Here is a 13283-nt window from a genome sequence, read left to right on the forward strand (position 1 = left end):
CCACTCTGTTTTTACAATTTCTCGGCTACGCGCAGCTTCGCTGAACGAGCACGGGAGTTCTCGGCCAGTTCCGTTTCCGTTGGACTCAGCGGCTTTCTGTTTACTAAACGCATGACACCCTTACCTCCGCATACACATAACGGGAAATCGGGAGGGCATGTGCATTTCTCCAGATAACTGCTAAAGATCTGTTTGCATATCCGGTCTTCAAGGGAGTGGAAGGTAATAACTGAGACACGTCCACCTGGTGCCAGACACCGAACCGCCTGATGTAATCCTTCTTCGAACGCACCAAGCTCATCATTTACTGCAATTCGCAACGCCTGGAAGCTGCGCTTCGCAGGATGCCCTCCGGTACGACGGGCTGCCGCAGGAATGCCTTCTTTAATCAATTCTACCAGTTCACCAGTCGTCTCAATCGGTGATTGCTTCCGTTTCTCTACAATGACACGAGCAATTCTTCTAGAGAATTTCTCTTCACCATAACGATACAATACGCGTGCAATCTCCTCTTCCGGCCATTCGTTAACGATTTCTTTGGCAGTGAGGGATGCATCCTGATCCATACGCATATCCAGAGGAGCATCGTGATTGTAGCTGAATCCACGTTCCCCTTCGTCAAATTGTGGAGAGGATACCCCCAAATCGTACAAAATACCATCAACCTGCGGTACGCCATCTTTCATCGGTACAGCCAGGTCCTTAAGTACCTGCTCCAGATCACGAAAATTGGTTTTGACCAATGTGATTCGTTCTCCGTACGGAGCCAATTTTTCACGTGCGTTATCCAAAGCCCAATCGTCCTGGTCAAGAGCGATCAGACGTCCATTCGGACCGAGCTTGGAAGCAATCACGGAACTATGTCCCGCCCCACCTAAAGTGCAGTCCACGTATATACCGTCCTGCTTGATGTTTAAACCCTCTGTTGCCTCTTCTTTGAGTACGGTTATGTGGTGAAACAACCTGCACCCCTCCTGACTTTATAGATCAAAATTAAAATCGACCAGCTTTTCGGCAATGTCGTTGAATGCTTCTTCGGATTGATTGAAATAACTTTCCCATATGCCTTTGCTCCAAATCTCCACCCGGTTCGACACACCAAGGACAACACAATCTTTGTCCAGCTTGGCATACTCTCTAAGATTGCCCGGCAAATTTACCCTGCCCTGTTTGTCCAATTCACATTCGGTGGCACCCGAGAAAAAAAAGCGGGTAAACGCACGTGCATCAGATTTCATTAATGGCAGTGCTTTGAGCTTCTGTTCCATGATTCCCCATTCCTCCATGGGGTACACGAAAAGACACTGGTCCAAACCCCGTGTGGCAACGAAAGAAGGTCCCAGAGATTCGCGGAATTTAGCCGGAATAATAACCCGACCCTTATCATCAATGCTATGTTGGAACTCCCCCATAAACATTGGCCCACTCACCTCTCACCCGTTTCTCCCACTTTGCCCCACTTTCCACCACCTAAGCATAATAGATTCGCACAAAAAAATCAAAACCCTTCTTGCTTGATTTACTTTTTTAATTTCGCAAACGCAAAAAAACGCCTTTGATCCAGTCAGTCCGGATCAAAGACGTTTCCCGTTTACGAATAATCGTACGTACACCGCATATGAACCATTCATCAATTAACCATTGTAAACCCTTTGAATCACTTCATCAGCTTGTAATTAATGGATGCCTCTTAGAATTTCCAGCTATCCAGATATTTTTCCTGCTCCGCTGACAGGGAGTCGATGGCAATGTTCAGGCTTTCCAACTTGTAGCTCGCGACCTGCTGGTCGATGTCATAAGGTACATTAACAACGGTTTTACCCAAGCTCTCATAGTTCTGGCTTACATAACGAAGACCCAATGCCTGCAAAGCAAATGTCGTATCCATAATCTCGGCAGGATGTCCATCTGCAGCACCCAGGTTTACGAGACGTCCTTCAGCCAGCAAATACATTTTACGACCATCTTTGAAGCGATATTCTTCAATGTTGCGGCGTACCGTACGAATGGAATCCGAACGTTTGGCAAGCTCAGGTTTGTTCACTTCCACATCAAAGTGGCCTGCATTGCTCAGGATCGCCCCATCTTTCATTACATCGTAATGCTCTCCGGTAATCACATCTTTGTTGCCCGTAACCGCAATGAAAAAGTCACCCAGCTTGGCTGCTTCCACCATGGTCATGACACGGAATCCGTCCATATGCGCTTCTACAGCCTTGATCGGGTCAATTTCCGTTACAATTACATTCGCTCCCAATCCTTTAGCTCGCATCGCTACGCCTTTGCCACACCAACCGTAACCCGCTACAACCACATTCTTGCCTGCAACGACCAGATTCGTTGTACGGATGATCCCGTCAAATGCAGATTGACCTGTACCATAACGGTTATCAAACAGGTATTTGCAATACGCGTCATTGACTGCAACCATCGGGAATCGCAATTGACCTTCTTTCGCCAAAGCTTTCAGACGAATGATGCCCGTTGTCGTTTCCTCTGCTCCACCACGAATGGTGGCAGCAAGATCGGGACGTTCCGATGCAATAATCGTGGCGAAATCTCCACCATCATCAATAATCAGGTCAGGTTTTACCTCAAGTGCACGGAGCTGCAATTCCTTAAATTCAACAGGATCCGGATTATGTTTGGCGTACACCGTAACTCCATCTTCAACCAGAGCTGCACAGACATCGTCCTGTGTTGACAATGGGTTACTATGCGTAATGGTAACTTCTGCGCCACCAGCCTGAATGACTTTTGCCAGATAAGCCGTTTTAGCCTCAAGGTGAAGACAAATGGCTACTTTCAATCCTTTAAACGGCAGTTCTTCTTCAAATTGGCGACGAATGCGGTTCAATACCGGCATATGTGCTTCTACCCAATCAATTTTCAAATGACCTTCCGAAGCAAGTCCCATATCCTTCACAATACTGTTTTGCAAAGCAGGTGTTGTCATTCTTCTCCCCCTCAATATATTCCTTCTATTATAAAGGCCACTACAATGTGATTACTTGATGTTGTCCACGGAATTCACACTGACTTTCAATCAGCTGTCCAATCCACTCTGTTCCATAACGATTCAGGTAAAAGAGCGCATTATGTACTCGTTCCTGTGGTTTGTTCATGGGGAAAAGTGAATTCTGGATTCCGTCCCAGTGCCTTAGGCTCACATTGTGTTTGTCTTTGATTGCCTTGTGGGTCTGCTGCTGCAGATACTGAATTTGTGCATTGATTTTACCAACATTGGTTTTTCCAATGCGATCCAGACCAGAATGAAGCTCTGCGATCTGATCAAGCAATGGTTGATACAGATCGGCGAACGCTTGTTGAACTTTACCGAACTGTTCATCCACCTGGAAGGTCTCCTGCTGTTCCAGCCATTGCTCCTTCCTATCTTCCATATGATATTGAACATCCTGGAAAGTAAGACCGTACTGCTTCATATGTTTGTGATGAACATCTTCCAAGATGGTAAAGGACAGGCGTGGAAGTAAAATAGGCATCTGCAATCCGAACTGCCGGAACGCCTCACGAGTCAATCCCCAATAGGCAATCTCACCCTGGCCCAAAATAACAGCCGCTACAGGCAAAATGGAGTCTTGCATCAATGGGCGTGTTAACACATTGTTGCTAAACCGCTCGGGATGTTCAGTGAGTTCCTGAAGCAATCGCTCTTCTGTAAACGAAACCAGACCTTTGCGGTCGCTGAACAAGCCATCTTTCAACATCAGAAGCAAACGTGCACCTTCATGGATGTAGAATATATTTGCTCCATCTTCTGCGACTTCCGCAGGCATTGCATAGCCTGCTTGTTCCAACTTGACAGCACCTTGTGCATATGCACTCCGTAAAATCTCATTCTCACGTACCAGACGTTCAAACACAGGCTGTTCCAGTCTGCGCAAGTCCGGATCTGCAGCATCCATCAGAACAAGCCCAGTGCTGCCAAACAAGGCCGAAATTAATCGGGCAAATGCATCACTGAGGTTTGAACTCGACTGGTGGATTTCCGTAATCATCTTCATCAAACCGGGTTTATGCACCGTATCCGGCAAGAGATGCTCCACCTGATTCAACACTGTCACCCACTGATCCGTTTCCACATGAACATTACTCACAGAATCTCTGCCTGCGAATCGACCTTGCAGCTTGATCTTCGCCATTTCTCCGCTGGCGTCAGGCAAGTAGGTGTGATTGACTTCATCCCAGTCATGGTCTTCCCCTGCAATCCAGAATACAGGGACTACCGGCCGCTGTAATCTCTTCTCCGCTTCCCTTGCAGCTGCAACTACACTTGCCGCCTTATAAATCACAAACAACGGACCTGTAAGCAGACCGCTTTGCTGTCCTCCCGTAACAACCAATGCACCTTGTTCCGCGAGACGAGTGATGGATTCATGTACTGCACTATGATCATTCACCCGTTTATTATATATACGTAGATACTCTGCCAGGCTTTCACGAGGTATACGTGTGTTTTCCGATTGGTCCAGCCACTCGGCACGTGTATGTAGTCCCGATTCCCAGCGTATATCATATTCGTAAAGGCCACGCGCAGCATCCCTTGAACAGACATAGTCTTCTGCAAGTCGCGTTCCGCTGCGGAGTGCCTCGGTCATACCTTTCATGAGGTCTGCCTCCTATCTGCTTCAAAGAGCCTTTCTTGATTGTACCGAATGAGTGCCCTCTTCGTCAAAAGAAAGTGCATCAAAAAACAAAAAACCGCCGAATTATTCGGCGGTTTGATATTCATGGATAAGTCCAAATGAAAATTGTACTTTTTATACGTAAGGTTCTGCAACCCAGTGACCTTTGGAAACCTCAATCAATTGAGCATTCTGCAGGTTGTATGGATCATTTGCAGGACCACCAGATCCATTTTTAATTGCTTGTTCTTCCGGCAGTAAAATGCGACGTTTGCTCGCTTCTACTTCCGGATCAGGTACAGGAATCGCAGACAGCAATGTTTTGGTGTAAGGGTGAATCGGATTAGCATAAAGTTCTTCACTCTCTGCCAACTCCACCACTTTACCCATGTACATAACAGCAACACGGTCACTGATATGCTTAACCATGGACAAGTCATGCGCAATGAACAGGTATGTCAAGCCGAGGCGCTGCTGAAGTTCTTCAAGCAAACTAACGACCTGAGCCTGAATGGAGACGTCCAATGCAGATAATGGCTCGTCACAGATGATGAATTTAGGGTCTACAGCCAATGCACGGGCAATCCCGATCCGTTGTCTTTGACCACCTGAGAATTCATGTGGATAACGAAGTGCATGGCTCGGATTCAGACCTACCAGATCCAGCAGTTCCTCAACACGTCTCTTCCGCTCTGTCCGACTTGATGCCAGACCATGAATATCGAGGGATTCACCGATAATATCCATAACGTTGAAACGTGGGTTCAAGGATGCATAAGGATCCTGGAAAATCATCTGCATATCTTTACGCATTTCTTTCATTTTGCGTGGGGAAAGCTTATAGATATCTGTTCCGTTAAAGTTAACGTTTCCGCCTGTTGGCTCATAAAGGCGAAGAATCGTGCGGCCTGTTGTGGATTTACCACATCCAGATTCCCCTACAACTCCAAGTGTTTCGCCTTCAAAAATATCAAAGCTAACATCATTAACCGCTTTGAGAATGTTGCCTTTACCCAAATTGAAGTATTGCTTCAGGTTCTTCACTTGAACAAGCGGCTTGTTGGCACCTTTGATAATACCAACTGGAGTAGGCTTTTCTTTCTTAGGCTCGTCCAGACGAGGAAGAGCATTCAGCAATTTAATCGTGTATGGATGTTGAGGATTACTGAAGATTTCGGCAGTTGTTCCCGTTTCAACAACTTCGCCTTCCTTCATAACAACAACACGGTCACACATTCCTGCGACTACTCCAAGGTCATGCGTGATAAGCATGATCGAAGTTCCGAGCCTTTGCTGCATGTCCTTCATAACATCCAAAATTTGTGCCTGAATCGTTACGTCGAGTGCAGTTGTTGGTTCATCCGCAATCAGCAGGGATGGACGGCATGCCAAGGCAATCGCAATCATAGCACGTTGGCGCATACCACCGGAAAATTGGTGCGGGTAATGGTTCATACGCGCTTCCGCATTTTTGATGCCTACAAGTTCCAGCATTTCCAATGCGCTTTTTTCGGCTTCTTTTTTGGACATATTCTGATGCTTGCGCAGTACCTCGGTAATTTGTTTACCAATTTTGATGGTAGGATTCAAAGAAGTCATTGGATCCTGGAAGATCATGCCGATATCTTTACCACGGATGGCTTCCATCTGTTTATCTGTCTTATTCAGCAGGTCCTGCCCGTGAAAAGTAATCTCTCCGCTTTTGACCTTCGAAGGCGGGGAGGGAATCAATTTCATGATGGTTTGGGCAGTAACACTCTTACCACTACCAGATTCACCTACGATTCCCAGCGTCTCTCCCTTGCCAAGTTCAAAACTCACATTTTTAACGGCATCAAATTCACCAGAACGCGTCGTAAATGACACACTCAAGTCTTTGACTGTTAAAATCGGCTCCATAATCCCACCTCCTATTTCTATTTACGTAATTTCGGATCAAGCGCGTCGCGCAAGCCGTCACCAAGCAAGTTAAATGCGAGCATTGTCATAACCATCAAACCTGCAGGGAACCACATCCGCCAAGGATACAGCGTCCAGCCAGTAAGTGCATCATTGATCATAGATCCAAGAGAGGATTTAGGTGCAGATACACCCAATCCGAGGAAGCTCAAAAATGCTTCTGCGAAGATGGCATTTGGGATGGACAACGTCAATGTAACGAGAATCGGTCCGACAGCATTTGGCAACAAATGACGGAAGAGCTGACGTCCAGTGCTTGCGCCCATGGAACGAGCAGCAAGGATAAAGTCTCTGTTTTTGAGTTGCATAATCTCACCACGGACAATCCAGGACATACTGATCCAGCCTGTGATGGTAAGTGCAATGATAATCGTTGTCAGACTTGGCTCCAATACAACCAGCAACAAGATAACAACGAGCATGTAAGGCAGGGAGTATAGGATCTCGGAGAACTTGTTCATGATGCCGTCAACACGCCCACCGTAGAAGCCCATAATTGCTCCATAAATTACACCGATGACAAGGTCAATTAAAGCAGCAGCCAAACCTACAGTAAGAGATACACGTGCACCTACCCAGGTTCTTACCCATACATCACGACCCAATTCATCTGTCCCAAACCAGTGTTCTGCACTCGGAGCAGCATTGGCATTCAACAAATCATTGGAATAATAATTATAACTTGAGAACAACGAAGTTGGACCAATCATAGAGAAAATGACAACAAGGACTAGAACAGCCAAACTAATCATAGCGGCCTTGTTGGTTGCAAGTCTATACATAGCGTCTTTGAATAGCGATACACTCTCTTGCGATTTCAACGCTGCCTGACTATCCAGGCCTGTGTTCGCCGTTTCATTATTGTTGTTATTCGTGCCAGACAACGTTATGCCCCCTTCCGGCTTTCCAGCTTAATTCTAGGATCGATCAGCACGTAAGCAATATCCGTCAGGAAACGTGCAAGCATCAAGAGAATACCATAGAAGATTGTAATCCCCATAATCATCGTATAATCACGATTCGTAATACTTTCTACGAATACTTTACCAATCCCGCCAATATTAAAGATCTGTTCAATAACAACGGAACCTGTAATAATATTCGCTGTCATCGGACCAACATAAGTAACGACTGGCAGAATACCGTTCCGTAAAACGTGTTTAAACATGATAGCAGGCCATTTCAAACCTTTGGCTTTGGCTGTTTTGATGTAATCCGCATGCAACACTTCCAACATGCTTGAACGCGTCAAACGTGCGATAAAGGCAATTGGTGATGCAGACAGTGCTGCAACTGGAAGCACATAGTCAAGCGGACCATCGAAGCCCATAACGTTAAACCAGCCGAGCTTGAAAGCAAAAAGATATTGCAATAGTGATGCAAGCAAGAAGCTTGGAACAGCGATTCCTATGACAGCGAGGATCATCGTAATATCATCAATCAACTTGCGATGGTACACTGCGGCAAGAAGCCCCAACAAGACCCCCACAATAATGGAGATAATAATCGCAAAAATTCCCAGCTTCAGTGATGCTGTAAACGTCTGAGTGATCATACCAGATACATCTTGATTCAGGTATTTCATAGAAACCCCGAAATCACCTTTGATGATTCCACCCATATACTTCAGGTATTGTTCATACATCGGTTTGTCCAAACCATACTTCACTTCCAAAAGTGCCCGGATTTCAGGTGATACTTTTTTCTCGGATGTAAAAGGGTCACCCGGAATGGCCTTCATGAGGAAGAAGGTTGCTGATGCGAGTATGAAAAGCGATAGCAGCATAAATAGCAGTTTTTTCAGCACGTACTTAACCAACCCTTGCACACCTCCACAAACAATATTTTGTATACAAATCGATTGTAGAATTAGACATGAATAATGTCCAATCCATTTATCGGAAATTTCAAGAATTATAAGGAAAATCGGTGCACATACAAAAAAATCGGGATATATATGGAATTCCACATATATATCCCGAAGTAATCATATAGACTTCAGAACAACTTATTTCTCTTCCAAATATGCACGAGTGAAGTCAATAGCTCCACTGAAATCAAGTTGTACGCCTTTCAAGTAAGGCTTAGTCAAAGATACGTTAGTGTAGTAATAGATCGGCAATACGCCCATTTCATCTTGAACCAGAATTTTCTCAGCGTCAGCAAATGCAGCCATACGGGCAGCTGGGTCAGCAGATTTCACAGTTTCTTTAACATCTTTGTCATACTGTTCGTTGCTGAATTTGGGATCATTGTTTGTGTTTCCAGTAGTCCACATTTCCAAGAAGTTGTACGGATCGTTATAGTCTGCAGACCAGCCCGCACGAGCCACTTGGAAGTTTTGGTTTTGACGGTTCTCAAGGAATACGCCCCACTCTTGGTTTTCCGTTTTCACGTCAACACCAAGGTTTTTCTTCCACATGTCAGCAACGGCAAGAGCGATTTTCGCATGATTGTCACTAGTGTTGTAGATCAAAGTTACTGCAGGCAATGTTGTGTAGCCTTCTTCTTTCATACCTTCAGCAAGCAATTTCTTAGCTTCGTCCACATTTTCAGTGAAGTAGTCGTCTTTGTGCTCATCACGGAACTCGCCTTTTTCACCGCGAATACCTGGAGGTACAAAGCCGAATGCAGGAATTTGTCCACCTTGTGTTACTTTGTCAACAATCAGCTGACGCTCGATTGACATTGCAAAAGCTTTACGGATTTTAGCATTGTTGAATGGAGCTTCATTAACGTTGAACAGGTAGTAATACGTACTTGCAATACCTGTTGCTTTGAATTCGTCTGGCAATTCCGCTTTTACAGAAGGAATTTGGTCAGTTGGAATCTCACCATTTGGATTACCTGTATAGTCCAATTGTCCCGACTTATAAGCTTGCAGTTCGGAAGCACTGCTGCTTGTCAGGGACATGTTGATTTCAGACAACTTGATATCGGAAGCTGCATGGTAGCCTTCGTTTTTCTTCACAACAATTTTTTGACCTTTAGCGTATTGATCCATTGTGAATGGTCCGTTAACGATCATGTTTTTGTAGTCTGTGAAGAATTTGTCATTCGTGTCAGCAGACTTGTGTACTGGGTAGTATGTGTAGAATGCTGTCAGACCCAAGAAGTAAGGTGTCGGGTTTTCCAACGTTACTTCCAGCGTGTGCTCGTCAGTAGCTTTAACACCTACTTGAGAGAAATCTGTGATTTTAGTACCTTTATATTTTTCGTCTTTGCTCAGGTTGTAACCCTCAGCACCTTTGATATAGTACAATTGGTAAGCGTATGGAGAAGCTGTTTCCGGTTTCAAAGCACGTTCCCAAGAACGTACAAAGTCTTCGGCAGTGATTGCGTCACCATTGCTCCATTTTGCATCCGGGTTTAGGTTGAAGGTGTATTTCAATCCGTCTGGAGAAATAACCCAGTCTTTAGCAACGCCCGCAGCTTCTTTGCCATCAGCGTCGATACGAACAAGACCTTCATACAAGAATTTCAGAACAGTGTTGGTTTGGCTGTCTTTTGCTTGAGCCGGGTCCAACGTAGGAGGTTCAGCTGTCAGGTTAATTTTCAGCACTTGATCTTTTGCGAGACCATTGCTCTCGCCTGCAGAACCAGTATCGGTGTTACCTGTGCCTTCGTTTTTCGATCCGCACGCTGCAAGTACGGTACCGAACGCCAAAATCAGCGTCAAAAGGACTAATAGACTTTTCCTTTTCATCTAACACGTTCCCCCTAAATTGATATGGTTTATGTTTATAGATTATACAACCACCGGTCAAAAAAATCTACATTACTTTTTCAGAAAGTAATGTTTTTTTCAGTATTCGACAAAATCGACACATTTTTTAGCCTTTTTACGTTATGTATCCTCACATCTGTTTCATGAAGTATCTAAATAATCCAAATATAGTAAACAAAACATACCCAAAACTCATCATTACAAACGCCATGCGCCAAACGGCCCGGAACATTCTACCCCCATCAACCTTTCCTTTTAGGCGATTTTGGGCACCTCCGATAAATCCAAGGGCTATTAGTATGAGTATAAGCGTTAAATAAAATCCGAAATTCGAATCAAATGTTAAGTTGAATAACGCCGAAACAGAGAAAATAAGAAATACTGTCGTCACATCCATTGCAGATCGCAGCGCTACTCGCTTATCTTTCTTCCACCCGTACATGATCCAGTAAACAAGTAAAAAGGGAAAAAACGGCAGTATGCTCAGCACAATAAAAAATCCCATCAACTCACTCCTTCCGGTTGCATGCCTTCAATCAGATGAAGCAGTAATTCATGCATCGGAGCTGTCAAGCCACACCGACGCGCCATGCTTACAATTTGCCCGTTAATGGATTGGACCTCTGTCTGTCTTCCATTTAAAACATCCGATAACATGGAGGAAGTATTTGAGGCTGTGGAATGACAAACAGAGAGGATTTGCTCCCATACATCCACGTCCAAAACGATTCCGCTTGTTTCATATATCACCATTGCCTCGTCGTATAACTGACGCATCAACACGATTCGTTCATTCTTCGTGATTAACTCACCGTTCGGTATACGCCACAGCGCAGTAAGAGGGTTAATGACAGCGTTGATTAACAGTTTTCTGTATATCAGCTTATCGATTTCATTCGACACTGTACAGTCAAATCCTGCCTGCTGCAAAAGTCCCGTTAAATGAATTAACTCATCCTGATCCGTCGAAGTTGGAGAGGCAGGACTTCCATTTGCACTTTTGCCCACCCAAGTCTCTCCACTGCCTGCCCTGATGACCCTGCCTTGCTCACGTTTTGCACCTTCAGTGGTTATGACACTCCATATATTGCAATGCGGCATACCCAAGTGTAAGTCCTCCAAATGCCCTATCCCGTTTTGAAAACATGCAATGTTCAGGGGTTTGGTATTCAAGGTCCCTAATTCACGAATGACATCATGTATCGCCGTCTGCTTCACCATTAAAAGCAGCCATTCCCCAGGTAACTGTTCAAAGTGGCCTCGTCTTCTGGATAATGCTTTAATCTCATCGGCCTGAATCAGGCTGGGAGGAATGGGCTGGATTCTCTCCCCCTCGATCACTTTAAATCCTTCTCTATTCAGTTTCGCTGCCTGTTCAGCCGTTCTGGTCCAGAATCGAACCTCGTATCCTGCAGCCAGAAGTTTCCCTCCATACAAAAGACCCAGCGACCCCGCTCCTACAACGTCAATGATCATGCAGCATCCCTACCTCTGCTCAAAAGTGCTTTCATATATAATAGAACAAAAACAGCAAACAAAAAACCCGTCATTCCTGCCGTTATATAACGAAGGTGTGACGGGCCCTAATCTAATACAGAGAATCAAACACATGTTGTTGTTATTCAATTCGTTCCAGGTTTCCGTTGGCATCCATTTTGAATCTTGTTTTGAGCTCTTCTTCCTCTTCTGTCAAAAATGCAAGTCTGCGAGCGCGATCCATAATCTGGATCAATGCTTTATAATCGTCATTCACCACACGATAGTCTGTCTGCACTTCATTTACTTCCTTGGACAGCCGATCATTCTCGCAGCGAAGTTCATGAAGTTCATCCTCTTTTTCCCGCAGTTCCTTTTCAAGCATCTTAAGCTGGCGACTATTCTCCTGGACTGTACCCTTCCATTGGCGCAAGAAACGAATTACCGCATCAATGGAAAGCGAGTCTTCCGAGATTCCATCTGCCTTGTACAGATTATCTTCTGTATCCAATGTGGACAATGCTGCTACCTGTGGTCCAAGCAAAGCAGGCTGTTTGCGAAGATAGCTTCGTTTTTGACGTTGAGCCTTGGCATTGCTAATAGCAGACTCATACTTTTTACGCACACAACTGTTCCAGCGAAAACCGCAAGCGGCAGAAGTTCTGCCTATTTTTTCGCCTACCTCTTCAAAAGCAGCCAGTTGTGTGCTCCCTTCCCGAATATGACGCAAAGTAACCTCTGCCAATATCAAATCATCCTCTGTACTCCAAGCATCCTGTCTCACTGCAGTCATGCTATAATACCCTCCTAACAACATCCTAAAATAACCGTCCCCATGACCGATTGCCGGCCTGCGAATTAGGTATAAAAGCTGCTTCATTCATTCTTATGCCTCTCATAGAGTTCATAGAATTGATTTCATACTAAAATGTATTTCCACATTTATGTGCGCTCATACGTTACATATGCAAAACAGACCACACTTTAATTCATTCCATCAAAAAAAGAATTCGCTTTCATATCCAATTTTGTTTACACCTTTTTCCTTTCCCGGTATAATGTTGTGTAGACAATCTATGATCGTACATAGGAGAGGAGGACTTACCGTGGCGCGCATGTTTCGGGTACTCGGGTTCTTCACGCTTGCGATTGGCCTGATGGCTTTTGCGGGAGACCTAGTCGAAATGGCCTTGCTTTTTTTCCTGCAGACTGCGTTTTTTGTCATTTTGGGATACTTGAAATTTACCGAACGAACGTACATATTGCTCTTCTGGGGTTATATGATCGTGACATTCACAGGGTTCAGCTACTGGACCGTATTCCAAATGGATTTGCCGCTCTAATCCGCCAGCAGCATCAAAGCGATCCGGCTACAGTCGGGTTGCTTTTTTGTTTTTTCAGATGAAACGATTGTTCTTTTGTGTTATGTAACCACTAAGGATATTTCACGTATTTGTTTCATATATTGTCTGAAA

Annotated in this window: 12 protein-coding genes; 1 reads left to right on the forward strand and 11 read right to left on the reverse strand. The window is 44.8% G+C overall.

Annotation, left to right across the window (positions count from 1 at the left end; translation table 11 throughout):
- Positions 1–11 precede the first annotated feature (11 nt).
- From rsmH to PPA03S_RS23605, 11 genes are all read right to left on the reverse strand, one after another.
- Complete coding sequence (gene rsmH / locus PPA03S_RS23555) at positions 12–962, reverse strand: 16S rRNA (cytosine(1402)-N(4))-methyltransferase RsmH (RefSeq protein WP_062326412.1); 951 nt, start codon at positions 960–962, stop codon at positions 12–14.
- An 18-nt stretch (positions 963–980) separates the two neighbouring features.
- A complete protein-coding gene (gene mraZ / locus PPA03S_RS23560; RefSeq protein WP_062326415.1) occupies positions 981–1418 on the reverse strand; it encodes a division/cell wall cluster transcriptional repressor MraZ in 438 nt (145 codons plus the stop codon).
- A 272-nt stretch (positions 1419–1690) separates the two neighbouring features.
- Positions 1691–2956, reverse strand: coding sequence for an adenosylhomocysteinase (locus PPA03S_RS23565; RefSeq protein WP_062326417.1), 1266 nt, complete (start codon positions 2954–2956; stop codon positions 1691–1693).
- 40 nt (positions 2957–2996) lie between these two features.
- Positions 2997–4628, reverse strand: coding sequence for a bacillithiol biosynthesis cysteine-adding enzyme BshC (gene bshC, locus PPA03S_RS23570; RefSeq protein ID WP_062326419.1), 1632 nt, complete (start codon positions 4626–4628; stop codon positions 2997–2999).
- A gap of 153 nt (positions 4629–4781) precedes the next feature.
- Positions 4782–6545: an ABC transporter ATP-binding protein gene (locus PPA03S_RS23575; RefSeq protein ID WP_062326421.1), complete on the reverse strand. Its 1764-nt coding sequence runs from the start codon at positions 6543–6545 to the stop codon at positions 4782–4784.
- A 17-nt stretch (positions 6546–6562) separates the two neighbouring features.
- Positions 6563–7444 carry an ABC transporter permease gene (locus tag PPA03S_RS23580; RefSeq protein ID WP_371121656.1) on the reverse strand — a complete coding sequence of 294 codons (882 nt, stop codon included), beginning with the start codon at positions 7442–7444 and terminating at the stop codon, positions 6563–6565.
- 47 nt (positions 7445–7491) lie between these two features.
- Positions 7492–8424, reverse strand: a complete 933-nt coding sequence (locus PPA03S_RS23585; RefSeq protein ID WP_062326426.1) for an ABC transporter permease — start codon at positions 8422–8424, stop codon at positions 7492–7494.
- Between the two features lie 189 nt (positions 8425–8613).
- Positions 8614–10311, reverse strand: coding sequence for a peptide ABC transporter substrate-binding protein (locus PPA03S_RS23590; RefSeq protein WP_062326428.1), 1698 nt, complete (start codon positions 10309–10311; stop codon positions 8614–8616).
- A gap of 151 nt (positions 10312–10462) precedes the next feature.
- On the reverse strand, positions 10463–10837 hold the full coding sequence (locus tag PPA03S_RS23595; RefSeq protein WP_062326429.1) for a DUF3397 domain-containing protein: 375 nt from the start codon (positions 10835–10837) through the stop codon (positions 10463–10465).
- On the reverse strand, positions 10837–11808 hold the full coding sequence (locus PPA03S_RS23600; RefSeq protein WP_062326431.1) for a ketopantoate reductase family protein: 972 nt from the start codon (positions 11806–11808) through the stop codon (positions 10837–10839). The genes PPA03S_RS23595 and PPA03S_RS23600 overlap by 1 nt, the downstream gene beginning before the upstream one ends.
- 142 nt (positions 11809–11950) lie before the next feature.
- Positions 11951–12601 (reverse strand): RsfA family transcriptional regulator, encoded by a 651-nt coding sequence (locus PPA03S_RS23605; protein WP_062326433.1) that lies wholly within the window; start codon positions 12599–12601, stop codon positions 11951–11953.
- Positions 12602–12914: 313 nt separating this feature from the next.
- Between PPA03S_RS23605 and PPA03S_RS23610 the strand changes: the two genes are divergently transcribed.
- Positions 12915–13151 carry a DUF2626 domain-containing protein gene (locus PPA03S_RS23610; RefSeq protein WP_053781237.1) on the forward strand — a complete coding sequence of 79 codons (237 nt, stop codon included), beginning with the start codon at positions 12915–12917 and terminating at the stop codon, positions 13149–13151.
- Positions 13152–13283 lie beyond the last annotated feature (132 nt).

Origin of the sequence: Paenibacillus pabuli NBRC 13638, from assembly GCF_001514495.1 — a bacterium.
Classification (GTDB): domain Bacteria; phylum Bacillota; class Bacilli; order Paenibacillales; family Paenibacillaceae; genus Paenibacillus; species Paenibacillus pabuli.